Origin of the sequence: Pseudomonas sp. NBRC 111124, assembly GCF_001320245.1 — a bacterium.
In the GTDB taxonomy this organism is placed as follows: Bacteria; Pseudomonadota; Gammaproteobacteria; order Pseudomonadales; family Pseudomonadaceae; genus Aquipseudomonas.
Genome location: NZ_BCBA01000107.1, coordinates 87,396 through 104,382, shown reverse-complemented (window position 1 = coordinate 104,382; position 16,987 = coordinate 87,396). Strand labels below are relative to the sequence as shown.

Here is a 16,987-nt window from a genome sequence, read left to right as displayed (position 1 = left end):
CTGGCAAGCCGAAAGGCTTCTGCCACTGTGAGGCAGGCTTCCCTTGTGGGAAGGCAGGTCGGATCTTGTACTGGCTCATCCCAACCCACGTGACCTTTGGTAGGGGTCACCACTAGGAGAGGAGGCGCCATGCCCGTTATTACTCTTCCCGATGGCAGTCAACGTTCGTTTGATCACGCCGTATCCGTTGCCGACGTCGCCGCATCCATCGGCGCAGGCCTGGCCAAAGCCACCGTGGCCGGCAAGGTCGACGGCAAGCTGGTCGATGCCTGCGACCTGATCCACAACGACGCCACCCTGCAGATCATCACCCCTAAAGATGCAGAGGGACTGGAGATCATCCGTCACTCGTGTGCCCACCTGGTTGGCCACGCGGTGAAGCAGCTGTACCCGACCGCCAAGATGGTGATCGGCCCGGTGATCGACGAAGGCTTCTATTACGACATCGCCTTCGAGCGCCCCTTCACCCCAGAAGACATGGCCGCCATCGAAAAGCGCATGATGGAGCTGATCGAAAAAGACTACGACGTGGTCAAGAAGGTCACCCCGCGCGCCGAAGTCATCGACGTGTTCAAGGCCCGTGGCGAAGACTACAAGCTGCGCCTGGTCGAAGACATGCCGGATGAACAGGCCATGGGCCTGTACTACCACGAAGAATACGTCGACATGTGCCGTGGCCCGCACGTGCCGAATACGCGCTTCCTCAAGGCATTCAAGCTGACCAAGCTGTCCGGCGCCTACTGGCGCGGCGATGCCAAGAACGAGCAGCTGCAGCGTGTGTACGGCACCGCCTGGGCTGACAAGAAGCAGCTGGCCGCCTACATCCAGCGCATCGAAGAAGCCGAAAAACGCGACCACCGCAAGATCGGCAAGCAGCTCGACCTCTTCCACCTGCAGGAAGAAGCCCCGGGCATGGTGTTCTGGCACGCCAACGGCTGGACCGTGTACCAGGTGCTCGAGCAGTACATGCGCCAGGTTCAGCGCGTCAACGGCTACCTGGAAATCAAGACCCCGCAAGTTGTCGACCGCATCCTCTGGGAGCGTTCCGGCCACTGGTCGAACTACGCCGAAAACATGTTCACCACTTCGTCGGAAAGCCGTGACTACGCGGTCAAGCCGATGAACTGCCCGTGCCACGTGCAGGTGTTCAACCAGGGCCTGAAGAGCTACCGCGACCTGCCGCTGCGCCTGGCCGAGTTCGGTGCCTGCCACCGTAACGAGCCCTCCGGCGCCCTGCACGGCATCATGCGCGTGCGTGGCTTTGTGCAAGACGACGCGCACATCTTCTGCACCGAAGAACAGGTGAAGAAAGAAGCCGCCGACTTCATCAAGCTGACCCTGGATGTGTACAAGGACTTTGGCTTCACCGACATCGCCATGAAGCTGTCCACCCGTCCGGCCAAGCGTGTTGGCTCTGAAGAGCTGTGGGACCGTGCCGAAGGCGCACTGGCCGACGCTCTGAACGAGTCGGGCCTGGAGTGGGAATACCAGCCGGGCGAGGGCGCGTTCTACGGCCCGAAAATCGAGTTCACCCTGCGCGACTGCCTCGGCCGTAACTGGCAGTGCGGTACCCTGCAGTACGACCCGAACCTGCCAGAACGTCTGGATGCCAGCTATATCGCCGAAGATAACAGCCGGGTTCGCCCCGTCATGCTGCACCGTGCGATCCTCGGTTCGTTCGAGCGCTTCATCGGCATGCTGATCGAGCACTACGCCGGCGTGTTCCCGGCATGGCTCGCACCGACCCAGGCGGTGATCATGAACATCACCGACAAACAGGCCGATTTCGCCCTCGAGGTGGAAAATGCTCTGAACGGTAGCGGTTTCCGTGCCAAGTCGGACTTGAGAAATGAGAAGATCGGCTTTAAAATCCGCGAGCATACTTTGCTCAAGGTCCCGTACCTTTTGGTTATAGGGGATCGCGAAGTCGAAACACGAACCGTTGCAGTGCGTACTCGCGAAGGCGCAGACCTGGGCTCCATGCCCGTCGCCCAGTTCGCTGAGCTCCTGACACAAGCGGTTTCCCGGCGTGGTCGCCAAGAATCGGAGTAATGACTATTAAGCGTGAAATGAGAAACGATAAGCGTGCTGTACCGAAGGCCCCGATCAACGAGAATATCTCGGCCCGCGAGGTTCGGTTAATTGGCGCTGATGGCGAGCAGGTTGGCATCGTCTCGATTGATGAAGCGCTTCGTATCGCTGATGAAGCGAAGCTGGATCTGGTAGAAATTTCTGCAGACGCGGTACCGCCTGTCTGCAAGGTCATGGACTACGGCAAGCACCTCTTCGAGAAGAAGAAGCAGGCTAACGAAGCCAAGAAAAACCAGAAACAGATCCAGATTAAAGAAATCAAGTTTCGTCCAGGGACGGAGGATGGGGATTACCAGGTAAAACTACGCAACCTGGTACGTTTCCTTACCGATGGGGACAAGGCCAAGATCTCTCTGAGATTCCGCGGCCGTGAGATGGCCCACCAGGAGCTGGGCATGGAGCTGTTGAAGCGGGTCGAAGCCGACCTCGCCGAATACGGCACCGTTGAGCAGCATCCTAAGATGGAAGGACGCCAGCTTATGATGGTCATCGCCCCCAAAAAGAAGAAGTAATCTCCCGGGCACGGCAGGCCTGATGATTATTGTGTAATTTTTATCGAATGCGGAGTTCAACATGCCAAAAATGAAAACCAAGAGCGGTGCTGCGAAGCGCTTCCTGAAGACAGCTTCGGGCTTCAAGCACAAGCACGCTTTCAAGAGCCACATCCTGACCAAAATGTCGACCAAGCGTAAGCGTCAACTGCGCGGTGCCAGCTTGCTGCACCCGTCCGACGTGGCAAAAGTCGAGCGCATGCTGCGCGTTCGTTAATTCTGGTTAAGATAGAGGAAGTTACTCATGGCTCGTGTTAAGCGCGGCGTTATCGCTCGTAAGCGTCACAAAAAAATTCTGAAACTGGCTAAAGGTTACTACGGTGCACGCTCGCGCGTATTCCGTGTAGCCAAGCAAGCGGTCATCAAGGCAGGCCAATACGCCTACCGCGACCGTCGCCAGAAGAAGCGTCAGTTCCGCGCACTGTGGATCGCTCGTATCAACGCCGGTGCCCGCACCAACGGTCTGTCGTACAGCCGTCTGATTGCTGGCCTGAAAAAGGCTTCGATCGAAATCGACCGTAAGGTTCTGGCCGATCTGGCAGTGAACGAAAAAGCGGCGTTTGCTGCGATTGTCGAGAAAGCTAAAGCCGTTCTGGCTTAAGTACCCGCGACAATCACCCGGCGGCGCTTGCGGCGCCGGGCATTGAACGTCATCGATAGGGGAAGAGCCTTCAAAGCTCTTCCCCTATTTTCGTATCTGGAGTCTGTACATGGAAAACCTGGATGCGCTGGTCTCCCAAGCCCTAGAGGCCGTCGAGCGCGCTGAAGACATCAATACCCTGGAACAGATCCGGGTTCAGTACCTCGGCAAGAAGGGCGAACTGACCCAGGTGATGAAGACCCTGGGCAACCTGCCAGCCGAAGAGCGCCCGAAAGTCGGCGCGCTGATCAACGACGCCAAAGAGCGCGTCACCGTCGTGCTCAACGCACGCAAGGCAGCCTTTGAAGAAGCCGAGCTCAGCGCTCGCCTGGCCGCCGAATGCATCGACGTGACCCTGCCAGGCCGTGGCCAGACCACCGGCGGGCTGCACCCGATCACCCGTACCCTCGAGCGCATCGAGCAGTTCTTCACCCACATCGGCTACGGCATCGCCGAAGGCCCTGAGGTCGAAGACGACTACCACAACTTCGAAGCGCTCAACATCCCCGGCCACCACCCGGCCCGGGCGATGCACGACACCTTCTACTTCAATGCCAACATGCTGCTGCGCACCCACACCTCGCCGGTGCAGGTGCGGACCATGGAGTCCACCCAGCCGCCGATCCGCATTGTCTGCCCGGGCCGCGTGTACCGCTGCGACTCGGATATCACCCACTCGCCGATGTTCCACCAGGTCGAAGGCTTGCTGATCGACCGCGGCATCAACTTCGCCGACCTCAAGGGCACCATCGAAGAATTCCTGCGCGTGTTCTTCGAAAAAGAACTGGCCGTGCGCTTCCGCCCGTCGTTCTTCCCGTTCACCGAGCCGTCCGCCGAAGTCGACATCCAGTGCGTGATGTGTTCCGGCAAGGGCTGCCGCGTGTGCAAGCAGACCGGCTGGCTGGAAGTCATGGGCTGCGGCATGGTGCACCCGAACGTGCTGCGCATGTCTGGCATCGACCCTGAAGAATTCCAGGGCTTCGCCTTCGGCATGGGCGCCGAGCGCCTGGCCATGCTGCGCTATGGCGTCAACGATTTGCGTCTGTTCTTCGATAACGACCTGCGGTTCCTAGCGCAATTCCGCTAGGCCCAATCGACGCACTTTCTAGGAGAACAGCATGAAATTCAGTGAACAGTGGCTGCGCGGTTGGGTAAACCCGCAAGTCTCCCGTGACGAACTGGTCGCCCGCCTGTCCATGGCCGGCCTTGAAGTCGACAGCGTGACCCCCGCTGCCGGCCAGTTCAGCGGCATCGCCGTGGGCGAGATCCTCGCCACCGAACAACACCCGGACGCCGACAAACTGCGCGTGTGCCAGGTGAGCAACGGCCAGGAAACCTTCCAGGTCGTGTGCGGCGCGCCTAACGCCCGCCCTGGCATCAAGATTCCGTTCGCCATGATCGGCGCCGAACTGCCAGGCGACTTCAAGATCAAGAAGGCCAAGCTGCGCGGCGTCGAATCGTTCGGCATGCTCTGCTCGGCCGCCGAGCTGCAGATCAGCGAAGAAAACGACGGCCTGCTGGAACTGGCTGCCGACGCCCCGGTGGGCGACGACATCCGCCAGTACCTGAGCCTGGACGACGCCAGCATCGAAATCGGCCTGACCCCGAACCGCGGTGACTGCCTGTCTATCGCAGGCCTGGCCCGCGACGTCAGCGCCCTGTACGACACCCCGGTCACCCGCCCGGTCGTACCCGCCGTTGCCCCGGCCCACGACGAAGTGCGCCCGGTCGAAGTCAGCGCCCCAGCCGCTTGCCCACGCTACCTGGGCCGCGTCATCCGCAACGTCGACCTGAGCAAGCCGACCCCGCTGTGGATGGTCGAGCGCCTGCGCCGCAGCGACGTGCGCAGCATCGACGCCGCCGTCGACATCACCAACTACGTGATGCTCGAACTCGGCCAGCCGATGCACGCCTTCGACCTCGCCGAAATCAACGGCGGCATCCGCGTGCGCATGGCCGAAGAGGGCGAGAAGCTGGTCCTGCTCGACGGCCAGGAAGTGGCCCTGCGTGCCGACACCCTGGTGATCGCCGACCACACCCGCGCCCTGGCCATCGCCGGCGTCATGGGTGGCGAGCACAGCGGTGTGAACACCGAGAAAACCCGCGACCTGTTCCTCGAAAGCGCCTTCTTCGAGCCGATCTCCGTCGCCGGTAAAGCCCGTTCCTACGGCCTGCACACCGACGCCTCGCACCGCTACGAGCGCGGCGTCGACTCGCAGCTGGCCCGCGAAGCCATGGAGCGCGCCACCCAGCTGCTGCTCGACATCGTCGGCGGCGAAGCCGGCCCGATCGTCGAAGCCGTCAGCGAACAGCACCTGCCAAACGTCGCCCCGGTCACCCTGCGCGCCGACCGCATCACCCAGATGCTCGGCATGGAGATGGACCCGGCCCAGGTCGAGCAGCTGCTCAACAACCTCGGCCTGGCTACCCAGGCAAGTGGGGCAGGGCAGTGGACCGTCAACGTCCCAAGCCACCGCTTCGACATCAGCCTGGAAGTCGACCTGATCGAAGAGCTGGCCCGCCTGTACGGTTACAACAACCTGCCAGTGCGCTACCCGCAAGCCCGCCTCGCGCCGCAGGCCCGCCCGGAAACCCGCGGCGAGCTGCCAAACCTGCGCCGCCTGCTGGTCGCCCGCGGCTACCAGGAAGCCATCACCTACAGCTTCATCGACCCAAAACTGTTCGAGCTGTTCAGCCCAGGCGTCGAGCCGCTGCTGCTGGCCAACCCGATCTCCAACGACATGGCCGCCATGCGCGCCTCGTTGTGGCCAGGCCTGGTCAAGGCACTGCAGCACAACCTCAACCGCCAGCAAGACCGCGTGCGCCTGTTCGAAAGCGGCCTGCGCTTCGTCGGCCAGCTCGGTAACCTGCAGCAGCAGCCCATGATCGCCGGCGTCGTCACCGGCAGCCGCCTGCCAGAAGGCTGGGCCAACGGCCGCGACACCATCGACTTCTTCGACGTCAAAGCCGATGTGGAAGCCCTGCTGGGCTACAGCGGCGCCCTGAGCGACTTCACCTTCGCCGCCGGCAAACACCCAGCCCTGCACCCTGGCCAAACCGCTGTGATCCAGCGCGACGGCAAGGACGTCGGCTACCTCGGCGCCCTCCACCCGGAGCTTGCCAAAGCCCTAGACCTGGACCGCCCGGTGTTCGTCTTCGAGCTGGTATTGGGCGATGTGGTCGAAGGCCGCCTGCCGAAATTCAGCGAACTCTCCAAGTTCCCGGAAACCCGTCGCGACCTGGCTTTGATTGCAGGACGTGATGTAGCTTCTCAAGACGTGCTTGAAGTAATTCGTGACAATGCAGGCGAATGGCTCACAGACCTCAGGCTGTTTGATGTCTACCAAGGTAAAGGCATTGATCCTGATAGAAAAAGCCTCGCCGTCGGCTTGACCTGGCAGCATCCATCGCGCACTCTTAACGACGATGAGGTGAACACTACCCTGCAAAACATCCTCACCTCGCTCGAACAAAGGTTGAACACCACGTTAAGGAAATAACGGCATGGGTGCTCTGACGAAAGCTGAGATGGCCGAAAGGCTGTACGAGGAGCTGGGGCTTAACAAGCGTGAGGCCAAGGAGCTGGTCGAGCTGTTTTTTGAAGAAATTCGGCACGCACTTGAAGAGAACGAGCAGGTCAAGTTGTCCGGTTTCGGCAACTTCGACCTTCGCGACAAACGCCAGCGGCCGGGCCGCAACCCCAAGACAGGGGAAGAGATCCCGATTACCGCACGGCGCGTCGTCACCTTTCGTCCAGGGCAGAAGTTGAAGGCCCGGGTTGAGGCCTATGCTGGAACCAAGCCATAACGACGAACTGCCCCCCATACCGGGCAAACGCTACTTCACCATCGGTGAAGTGAGCGAGTTGTGTGCCGTAAAGCCACACGTGCTGCGGTATTGGGAGCAGGAGTTTCCTCAGCTCAACCCTGTGAAGCGGCGGGGGAACCGGCGGTATTATCAGCGGCAGGATGTGCTGATGATTCGCCAGATCCGCGCCCTGCTGTATGACCAGGGGTTTACCATTGGCGGGGCGCGGTTGCGGCTCTCCAGTGATGAGGTGAAGGATGAATCGAGCCAGTACAAGCAGCTGATTCGGCAGATGATTGTCGAGTTGGAGGATGTGTTGGTGGTGTTGAAGAAGTGACCTTGGCGGTTTTTCTGATGAGTGGAAATTTTTTGAGAAAAAGGTTTCATTTATCAGGAGGTTAGGGTACATTCTTCAACGTTCTCGGCAGGATTGAGAACATGCTTCAAGCCCAGTCGGGGCGTAGCGCAGCCCGGTAGCGCACTTGCATGGGGTGCAAGGGGTCGAGTGTTCGAATCACTCCGTCCCGACCATTATTGAAAACGAAAAAGCCCAGTCGGTGACGACTGGGCTTTTTTATTAGTCTTGTATCGTCCTAAATAAAGTTTGCACCTCCCATCCCGAATTCTCGGAACCCCGCAGTTTGAAACGCACGCAGCGGGATTGATTGCTGTCTTTTAGATTGGCAAGCGATCTAGCTGCATCGATGTGGCTGCAGTGTTGATCGAGTATTATGTTTGCGACACTGCGTTTGAGCTCAGGCGTAAAGTTTCAGCGGTGACTGCTCGTCGAACGTTTCTCGATGGCGGTGCCCGGTATCACTTGGCCGTTATATGAACTGCGTGCGTAGTCGTTCTGCTAGCAAATAGCTCTGCCACTACTCTTTAAAATCCTCTACCATCGAGCGTTATGTATGGAGACAGCCGACTTGAGGGTCATATGGCACTGAAATCAAACCTGGTAAACCTCGATGCGATGATCGCAAGAGCAGATTTTGCCATAGCCGATGCCGACGCAGCTCTGTTTGAGAATGTGGCGACCATTTCTCTGCGAGAATTTTCTTCTGGTGGGATGATGGGGCCGAATCTTAGGAAGCCTGATTTTCAGAGGGAAACCAATCATTGGACTCCAGATCAAGTGGTGTCATTGCTTGAGTGCTTCGTAGATGGAGATCTGATTCCATCGGTTATTCTGTGGCAGTCTCCAACGTATCTATTTGTGATTGATGGCGGGCATAGATTAAGTGTACTGAGATCTTGGGTGGAAGATGATTATGGGGATGGTCCGGTTTCTCAGGCGTATTTTGGATATGATATATCGCAGTCCCAGAGGGAAATCGCTAAAAAAACGCGCGATTTGATCGCGAGAAGAGTTGGTACTTGGCAACACTACCAAGCGCGGAGCTCAGATTTGGGGTCGGCTATTGTTGATAGAAAGAGGTTGACTACAGTTATTAGTAGAGGGTTGCCGATACAGTGGGTTAAGGGTGATGCAGATAAAGCCGAGAGTTCATTCTTTAAAATAAATATGAAAGGCACTCCTCTTGATGATATTGAGGAGATGCTGCTTAAAAATCGAAAGAAACCAGTCCCGATAGCTGCTCGTGCAATTATCCGATCTGGGAAGGGGCACAGATACTGGTCTAGTTTTTCCCCTGAGGCAATGCTTAAAATCGAAGATGCCGCAAAAAATCTTCATTCAACCTTGTTTGATCCAGAGCTGAAAAGGCCAATCAAAACTCTTGATCTTCCATTGGGTGGCCCGAAAGTAGTTAGGGCGGCTTTGCAAACCTTAATTGACTTTGTTCTCGTTTCTGTGCGAGATCAATTAGGCAATCCAAAAGTAATATCAGATATGGATGATGATCTTGATGGAGGTGCGACGGTTAGAGCCTTAGAAAAAGCCCTCGGTTTGGCTAAAAGAATCACCGGAAATGACAATGGAAGCTTGGGCTTGCATCCCGCAGTGTATTTTTATGGTCCGACGGGGCGTCATTCTGGAGGGCTTTTCATGGGTACTGTAGTGCTGTTGGGCAAGAAGATATCCAACAATGATCAGTCATTCTTTCCTAAATTTACCAGGGTTAGGGAAAGATTGGAGTGGGAGCTGATAGAGAAAAAGGAATTAATCGCTACTATTCTACAAAAAAGCTCCAGCAAGAGCCGCGCGGTCGTCTACGCTGAACTGCTCGAGAAGCTAATACAAGCTTTGGATAAAAACTTTGAAATTTCGGAGCAAGATATAATTAAGTTTTCAGGTGCAGCTGGGAAGGTTTTTGTTGGTGACTTGGCATCTGTTTCGAAGGTATTCAGTGACGATGTTAAGAGTGAAGCCTTTATAAGTGTTGCGCTAGCTTCTGCTCCGAAATGTGCAATTTGTAAAGGCTACCTGGATCCAGAGAAATCCATCTCGTACGATCACGTCGTCAGGGCAAGGGAGGGTGGTATTGGATCGTTAAGTAATCTGCAATTTACACACCCATACTGTAATCAGTCAGTTAAGGCCTGAGGTATTAAATCAAAATCGAGCTCTGCTGCCAAAGCGCTATTTAGCTGCAGACGGCGCGATTTCTAAAAAGCTTGACTAGGACAGCAAGGCCTAGTCAAGCTAGATATTAATAATGTTGCGCAGTGGGTTCGCAACCAAGGCAGGCATATTGCCTAGTTTCGATTTATGCGTGACAGCTCGCTGTTTGCCTTACGCCAACTTTAGGTTCCCATGCACATATTGCGAGCGACCTTTTTTCCATGCTACTAGAAGCTTGCGTGTCTCAAGGTTTGAGTGTGCGTAGATTCTTCCAGCTCGGAAGCACGTCGACATACTATTTGATAGACAATTTCTGCAATTTTATTAGCCAGCAAAGGCGGTACTGCATTTCCTACTTGGTGATATTGCTGGGTTCGATTCCCTTCGAAATAATAGTTGTCTGGGAATGTTTGAAGTCGTGCAGCTTCGCGAACGGTCAGGCTACGACATTGCGCAGGTTCGTAGTGAATAAAGTAATGCCCATCTTTAGAGATGTGACTTGTAATGGTAGTGGCCGGAAGATCTGCAAGTTGCACTCTGAAGCGGTCACTAAACTTGCCGCTTTCCCAGTTTTTGTGCGCTGGTGCAAGTCCGGGAAGTGAAAACTGCTGATGCCCCTTTGGTGAGTATTTGTTGTGCTCAGCGAAGGTGCTTGCAAATACGTACCGGCGGAGGTCCGCTCGCATATGGCTACGGGCGTCATGACTCATCCAGTATTTTATCTTGGGATCCTGATACCAATTATCCAAAGATGGGACGCCTGTGATCCCTTGCCCTTCTTTTTTAAGCACGCGCTGATCGCCGGAGCTTTTTGGTGAATCGAATAGCGCCTGGCGTGTAGCCCGAAGAGGAGCAATTAATTCACCATTTTCAAGCTCAGCATAGCGCACCAGATCATCCACTTCATCCGCAACAGCACGATACCAGGCTTCTTGAGAGTCCGTGCCCCGTGATAGCTTGCTTCTGAGCTTGGGTAGCTCTCCAATCGCTTGCTTTACCGAAACTGGTTCAGTTGTATTCAACAGCTCATGTGGCGGAATATTGCCGTATTCGTCGACAGCTATTCCTAAAAGAATGACGCGATGTCGGGCTTGAGGAATTCCGTACTTCTCAGCTTGGATGATAAAGGACTTTGGGTTCACCCTATCAATGCAGTCTGAAGAGCTGACAGACTCCTCGGAAACTAGTGAACAAATCTTGTATTTTTGACCGCCCTCTACATTATCTAAAGCTTTAGTAGGGTCCACTAGGTCCTGAAGAATTTGTGCAAAAATCCCTTTGCCTCCAACTTTAGAGGATAAAATTCCTTTTACATTTTCCATGACAAATACGGTGGGGCGATAATCCTTGATGATGCGTAGATAATCTTTATATAAGAAATGCCTATGATCATTCTCGGCGACGTAACCCTGCTTAGCTTGGTTTCTGGCTCGTCCTACAATTGAATAAGCTTGGCAGGGAGGCCCCCCTATGAGAACCCATGGACGCCCCTCTCTGTTCAATCTTTCTTTGATAAGATAGTTTAATTCTTTGTCACCGCTTTCTGAACCCAAGGTTATCTGGCGTGCTTCTTGGTCAGCCTTGTTCCAATAATCAAGTGTATCAGGGCTGAAGGGCTCTGTTGCCTCGCCATTGCAGTAGCGATAGTAATCCTTTAGGCCGTCAGGATAATCACGCTTGAGCAAGCGGTAGAAGGCACGCAGCCGCAGAGTCTGTCTGGCGATAGGATCCATTTCGGCTGAAACGATGATGTCGAACCGCTTACCCTTGCCTGAGGAAGAAAAGCCTTCACCCAGACCGCCAGGGCCAGCGAAAAGGTCGACGATCTGGATAGCATCTTCGACTGCAATGGCTGGCTCAGCGGCTGCCTTAGGCGGAAAAAGGGGGTTCTGGTATTCAATCATGGGCGTCGTCGTCACAAAATCAGGGATGGCTACAGCATGGGAAGCCGAGTCACGCTACTCTACCAGGATTGGGGCGGCAGTGCAGCTTCAGGGGCAATTTGCATGGTCACTTTTTTCCAGCTTGAGGCCGGATGGATAACCGTCGTCTCGCTGAAGTCAATCCGAGACCTCCTTTGTCTTTTTGTGCAGATAGGCTATTAACCGATAGCGAAAAAATATCCAGTTGTGCTTGAGGTGTAGGTGCGCTAAGGCTATTGCGGTAGCAGGTGTATGCGTCCTAGGGAGTGATTAATGGACAGGGTAAGCAAAGAAGTTAGGTCTCGTATGATGGCCAGCATTCGCAGCAGTAATACAGTGCCTGAGATAAAGGTCCGGAAACTTCTGCATAGGCATGGTTTTAGATATCGCTTGCATCCAAGAGAGCTTCCAGGTCGTCCAGATATAGTGCTTTCTCGCTACCGCGTCTGCATATTCGTCCATGGCTGCTTTTGGCATAGACACCCAGGTTGTCAATATGCGACCGATCCCAATTCTCGAAAAGACTTTTGGCACTCAAAATTCGAACAGAACGTGAAGCGAGACGCCAGAAATCGTACAGAATTAATTCGGCAGGGGTGGCGCGTCTTCGAGTTGTGGGAGTGTGGTATTCGAAAGCCGGATTCTGAATTAAAGTGGCTATTAGAGGCGTTGACAGACCTTGGTCGGCAATATATCTTCTGGCCCGACTTAACTAATTCTTCTTCCAGCTCACAATGAAATTGATTTAGTCAGGCCGGGGACTCTTAAGCTCTCTTGATCCGTTGCGGTCCTCTATTTCGCTTCGGTGTTAGTAGTCGCTGCTTGAACAATGATAGTGTAGGCTTTAAAATTTCTGTGATTGCAAGCCAGAAAGGTCTACTCCATACTCCAGCTGAACAACACCCGCTGGTACGACACCGCCTTCGAAACATGCAGGTGTTACACGAGGGAAGCAGTCATCAACCGTATAAGATCGCACTTCTAGCAGGTTGTATGCCTCTTTCCGTACAGCGCACCCTGCTTCCATACCAAGCCGCACTAAAGCGGCTTCTAGTATGGCGGCATCGATTCCGAGCGCAATTAGGCGATCACAGACAAGATCTATCGATAGGCCGGCTTCAACTGGCTCGAATCTGAAATGTATCAGCTCCAGCGGCTTGCCTGATGAAGCAGCCAACTGGAACTGACCAGAAATTTTGACTATGGCCCCGTAGCGGCTGATTGTTGACTTGATCTCATAGTCAGTAGCTGGGGTCTTGATATCCACTACACCGCCGTAGGGGCCGCTCCACTCAAAAGAATCTCCTCTGATGACCAGTCTCTCCAGTGCGAGCAACTCTGCGAGCACATCATAACCATGTTTGTCGATCAGTGCGTTTCCAAGTAGGTGGCGCCATCGCTCCCACCAAATAATTGGGTCAGCCAATAGTGCTGAGCGGGTATCGGTGCCAAGGTCGGTACTCACCATGTGCGCACAAATCAGTCCGAACTCGTTGCGAAGCCATTCCATGGACGATTCCAAGCGAAGAAAGCGCCTGTGCTCGCCTGAAACAATTCGTTCTACTGTTCTGAGTCTGGCGCCGGAAAATCCTTCTGAAATTTTCAGTGATTCAGAGCACTCAACTGCAACACCAAACCTATTGTCTTCTCGAAAAATCCACGCTGGAGCCTCTGAAGGCATCGCTTTGATGAGTAGCATTCGGCCGCTTTGGTCAAGGTTGGCAAAGCCTTCCTGGATTTCTTTCAGCAGGTCAGTCATGGTCACCATCCGAACTCTTAGAAGCGCAGCCCACGTCTGAAAAAAGCTCGTCGACGTAGCCGAACAAGCCCCCTTTACATAGTAGAGGCTCTTTCAAAACGATTTGCGCCGTATTGAGCTTCATGATTGCCCTGAACTGATCTTGGGAAGGGTTGCGTAGAAGACGCATCGCAAAAATCTCTCTTGTAAGGTCAATTCTGAAACCTCCCTTACCTGGGCGCTCGACCAGTTGCACAACCGTATCCGTAGTTACGCTCTCCAATATCTTACGAGTGCTCTTTTCCGAGCCTTGCCATGTTAGATACACCGTCCACCACACCGCACGCAACCAGATGCGGCTTCGCCCCTTCCAGAAGCGAACTGGTGGGGCGCTATCCCAGCGGCTTTTCACTAGGTCTGGGAGTACCCGCAATGAAAGGAAGCGCCACCAGCCATCATCGGCTGCGGTTCGAAGGTCCATACCTGCCTCTTCCAGTATCTGGAATAACGCTAGTCCGACTTTCATGTCATAAGCGCCAGGGCCTGAGAAGTTTCCTCTAGCACTTGCATCGTACGGCAATACCACAGCAAGCAGTTGCTGGCGTATTTTTTCGACTTCCGGATTGCACTTTTCTGGAGTAAACGAGCCCTGCTTCACCATTTCGTCGAAGTGGCGCTGCGATAATTTAAGATTCAGTGTCGGGAAGTTCATTTTTTGGTCTCCAGCTCCCGTACACGGTTGTCAAGCCAGCATTGGGTAGATTTGAAAAGCTCTGGAAGGGAGGCTGTATTCAGGTGACCTAATTTTATGAATGATCGCACCGCTTCCGCAATGCTTCCGATCCCGTCATCGGCTTCGGGGGCGTCCATATACGTATCGAACTCAACTCCCATGTCCTCTTTGACATTAGCAACAACCAAGGCGAGCCAAGCTGCAAAAACCTGACGCATCAGTGGCGACTGCTCGACATTAAGAGCCCGGCGATCGCGTAACTGATCGAAATGAGGGTGGCTGCTGTTAAGTACTAAAGCGACATATTCACTGGTAAACGGCTCATCCTGCGGGTCGCTCCAGTGGACCTTCAGCTCCCACAGTGGTTCCTCTTCACCCAAAGCTTCTTCGAGCACAGGGAAAAGGGAGCCGTCACCGTCAATGATAATTTCTATCGGCTGTGCCAAAGGTCCCAGTCGAGCTCCCGACTGATTTGCATAGCCTGGGATGTAGTCTGATGCGTGCCTTCCTACGAATGCTTGAACTGATATATGACCACTGCCTCTGACAGTTCCTTGTTTGAGTTCGAGCTCGAGAACTATATTTCTATCGCTTGCGTCGTGCTGCAGTCTATGCACGCCCCCAAGAGTTCTCCAGCTGGAGTCTGCAGATGCCCACTCCAATGCGAGCAAAACTTCAGTTTCCGCAGTTGCCACCCCCTCAGGACCGAATATGGCTTCCAGCAGAGGTGGTCGTTCAATCACGCATTGAACCATTAGAGAATGTTCGGCCGGATTCCAATCACTATCCTTGCCGATGGCGTACTGATAGTGAGCCACGGAGGTCACACCAGGATCGAGATAGTCATCTGAGCTGAAACTGAAATCCACTACCGAATCACTTCCGTGGGCGAGCGGTGCATTCAGCATGCGATACAGTGGCAGTCGAGTGCTCATTCCGCTCCCCCATTAGCATCCAGAATCCGAACGCCGACAACAGGTCGCAGGAGCTTGCCACCGGATTCGCTCGCTTTTACTAAAACTTCTCCCTCAAGCTCCAGATCAGAGGGAATGGGATTTGCGCCAATAATGGTAAGTTTTACGCCGCTTCCGTCAGCTGATTGTGAGCAATCTACAATGGCGGTACTACTCGTGATGCGTGGCGACTCCAATCGAAATGGAAACGAGCTGAGCCCACTTTCAAACCATCCTTCACATGTGATTGGTCCGGTCTCTGAGTCAACAGAAACTATAATCTCCCTCGGGGTATTTACTTGCACGATTCCCCACCTCAAGCACCACTTCATGGCGATGCCGGATGCTGCATGCTTGATTTCTGTTATTTCAAGCATCGGCGAAGTAACTTTTATTCCTTTGGAGCCGTGCCCAGTAGTAGCACGTGGCGTAGTTTTACCAAACCGACCATCACCACCAAAGCCTCGATTAGGTAGTACCAACTCGGCCAGTTTGCGGGACATCCGCATGGATGGTTTTACAGTCACGCTAGGCTGCGGTGGTACGCCGAACTCCTTCCAGGCTCGGCCGCACTGCGAGCGAATCTTTTCAACGATCCGCCCTCCATTTACGTCTACCCACGCAGCATGATCGGCGCGCTCGCAACTTCGCAAATAACCTTCTAGATTCTGTATGCTCGAGCGTAAGCCCCGTGCTGCCGATGGCATAAGTTCTTGTTGCGAATCTGGCAGAAAGATGCCTACCACGTATCGTCCGTCCGCAAAACCAGCGAAACCACCGGCCCAGCCTCTTGAATCAAGACTGTCATCCCAGCAGATATTCATTCCGGGTGAGCGCATGAAGGTCATGATCGGTCGGTGCGGAGCACCGCTGTCCTTCTTGGAGAAAATACACACTTCTGGGCTAGGGTTGTTGTGTGGTGCTTCCATTTGCAATTGGCGCGGAGTTAGCGCCACTGCAAGCAGTTGCCCCGCCTGACCACTGCCCACGAATTCGCTGCGCAATGAAATAGATCTATTCAGCACTTCGTTGAGCTTGACGCCCTGTGTCGTAAGGTAGTCGCTCGCTTCGGGCGCGTCCCCTACCGCGCGATCATACAAACACTGAGTTGCTCTGAAGATTGGCAACATTTTATCGCTGGTTAGCTCTTTCCCGTTTACAGATGCTCTCAGATATCTACCGCTAGCGAAAAATGGGTTGTCCAGCCGGGCGCTGAACCAGCGCTGAATCGCGACATTCACATAGTCCGCGTACGTATGGGTCCACCACGGCGCCGTCACGTCTTCTTCTTCGAATACAGGCAGCAGGGTTTCCTTCAATAACGGAATTATGATTGCCGTTCCGGTCTCTCTATCTGTGAATGGCTCGGCACCAAAGGCCATCAGAATATCTTTAATACGGCCAGGCTCGGTGATTGCTTGTAGTGCTTCTTCTGCTCCCCACCATGCGATGCCGGTTTGTGTCGTGAGTTGCAATCGGTCTTCTCGGCTCTCATCTTCAACCAGTGAGGCCACCAGCCGCTCCTCATACCCTTCGGCATTTTTGATCCGGCTGTAATAGATAACCAAACCGGCGCCCATTCGGAAGTAGCACGTCTTGCCTAACCCCCATGAACCGCCAGCGCCGTCATCTGATCGAGTTCTTCCGATTTCGAACACAAGCTTCAGAAAATTTCCATGCTGGCCGTTGTTTTCGACACTGTCGAAGGTCATCGGCCCAGTCAGACCTTCTGTATCAGAATCGCGAATTTCGAGCAGTTTCGGTGTGCGCGAGTAGCGCTTGGCCAGCATCTGCAGATCTAGACCGTCACTAAAAGTGGAAGAAATGGCATCCAGAGAGTGCTCGCGGATATGGAAATCCACTGAAACTGGACGTCCCCGAAATCCATTTCGGCCTGCATCAAGGGCATTCTGAACGGATTCGCGTACCAATAGGTCCAGCAATGGGGTTTCTTCGTTCTGCAGCGCGCGAAGCAAAAACGCCCCGGACTCTTGCATGGGTTGCAGTGGGAGGCAGTAGTATTTCATG

General features: G+C 54.4%; 15 protein-coding genes and 1 tRNA gene. 11 read left to right on the top strand and 5 right to left on the bottom strand.

The window, feature by feature from the left end:
* Positions 1–129: 129 nt before the first annotated feature.
* From thrS to APH28_RS26790, 10 genes are all read left to right on the top strand, one after another.
* Complete coding sequence (thrS, locus tag APH28_RS26835; RefSeq protein WP_060513439.1) at positions 130–2,052, top strand: threonine--tRNA ligase; 1,923 nt, start codon at positions 130–132, stop codon at positions 2,050–2,052.
* Complete coding sequence (gene infC / locus APH28_RS26830; protein ID WP_012052879.1) at positions 2,052–2,603, top strand: translation initiation factor IF-3; 552 nt, start codon at positions 2,052–2,054, stop codon at positions 2,601–2,603. Before thrS ends, infC begins: the two co-directional genes overlap by 1 nt.
* 61 nt (positions 2,604–2,664) lie before the next feature.
* Positions 2,665–2,859 (top strand): 50S ribosomal protein L35, encoded by a 195-nt coding sequence (rpmI, locus tag APH28_RS26825; RefSeq protein WP_003250667.1) that lies wholly within the window; start codon positions 2,665–2,667, stop codon positions 2,857–2,859.
* A 27-nt stretch (positions 2,860–2,886) separates the two neighbouring features.
* Complete coding sequence (gene rplT / locus APH28_RS26820; RefSeq protein WP_003250671.1) at positions 2,887–3,243, top strand: 50S ribosomal protein L20; 357 nt, start codon at positions 2,887–2,889, stop codon at positions 3,241–3,243.
* 109 nt (positions 3,244–3,352) lie between these two features.
* Positions 3,353–4,369: a phenylalanine--tRNA ligase subunit alpha gene (gene pheS, locus APH28_RS26815; protein ID WP_060513438.1), complete on the top strand. Its 1,017-nt coding sequence runs from the start codon at positions 3,353–3,355 to the stop codon at positions 4,367–4,369.
* A gap of 31 nt (positions 4,370–4,400) precedes the next feature.
* Positions 4,401–6,782 (top strand): phenylalanine--tRNA ligase subunit beta, encoded by a 2,382-nt coding sequence (pheT, locus tag APH28_RS26810; protein WP_060513437.1) that lies wholly within the window; start codon positions 4,401–4,403, stop codon positions 6,780–6,782.
* A 4-nt stretch (positions 6,783–6,786) separates the two neighbouring features.
* Positions 6,787–7,089 (top strand): integration host factor subunit alpha, encoded by a 303-nt coding sequence (ihfA, locus tag APH28_RS26805; protein ID WP_003250679.1) that lies wholly within the window; start codon positions 6,787–6,789, stop codon positions 7,087–7,089.
* Positions 7,070–7,426, top strand: a complete 357-nt coding sequence (locus APH28_RS26800) for a MerR family transcriptional regulator (RefSeq protein ID WP_008100384.1) — start codon at positions 7,070–7,072, stop codon at positions 7,424–7,426. Before ihfA ends, APH28_RS26800 begins: the two co-directional genes overlap by 20 nt.
* A 117-nt stretch (positions 7,427–7,543) precedes the next feature.
* Positions 7,544–7,620: transfer RNA gene (locus tag APH28_RS26795), tRNA-Pro, on the top strand.
* Positions 7,621–8,026: 406 nt separating this feature from the next.
* Positions 8,027–9,595, top strand: a complete 1,569-nt coding sequence (locus tag APH28_RS26790) for a DUF262 domain-containing protein (protein WP_060513436.1) — start codon at positions 8,027–8,029, stop codon at positions 9,593–9,595.
* Between the two features lie 245 nt (positions 9,596–9,840).
* On the opposite strand, the gene APH28_RS28480 is transcribed toward APH28_RS26790, so the two are convergent.
* Positions 9,841–11,517, bottom strand: coding sequence for a DNA cytosine methyltransferase (locus tag APH28_RS28480; RefSeq protein WP_082432404.1), 1,677 nt, complete (start codon positions 11,515–11,517; stop codon positions 9,841–9,843).
* Between the two features lie 291 nt (positions 11,518–11,808).
* Between APH28_RS28480 and APH28_RS28475 the strand changes: the two genes are divergently transcribed.
* Entirely contained in the window at positions 11,809–12,273 is a 465-nt protein-coding gene (locus APH28_RS28475) for a very short patch repair endonuclease (protein WP_082432403.1), read from the top strand.
* Between the two features lie 106 nt (positions 12,274–12,379).
* Here APH28_RS28475 and APH28_RS26785 read toward each other — a convergent pair whose 3' ends face one another.
* The 4 genes from APH28_RS26785 to APH28_RS26770 are packed head-to-tail and all read right to left on the bottom strand — an operon-like array spanning position 12,380 to position 16,986.
* Entirely contained in the window at positions 12,380–13,294 is a 915-nt protein-coding gene (locus tag APH28_RS26785) for a PD-(D/E)XK motif protein (protein ID WP_177334304.1), read from the bottom strand.
* Positions 13,287–13,985, bottom strand: a complete 699-nt coding sequence (locus tag APH28_RS26780) for a hypothetical protein (protein WP_060513434.1) — start codon at positions 13,983–13,985, stop codon at positions 13,287–13,289. Before APH28_RS26780 ends, APH28_RS26785 begins: the two co-directional genes overlap by 8 nt.
* Entirely contained in the window at positions 13,982–14,941 is a 960-nt protein-coding gene (locus APH28_RS26775) for a hypothetical protein (RefSeq protein WP_156340959.1), read from the bottom strand. Before APH28_RS26775 ends, APH28_RS26780 begins: the two co-directional genes overlap by 4 nt.
* Positions 14,938–16,986, bottom strand: coding sequence for a hypothetical protein (locus tag APH28_RS26770; RefSeq protein ID WP_156340958.1), 2,049 nt, complete (start codon positions 16,984–16,986; stop codon positions 14,938–14,940). The genes APH28_RS26775 and APH28_RS26770 overlap by 4 nt, the downstream gene beginning before the upstream one ends.
* Position 16,987 lies beyond the last annotated feature (1 nt).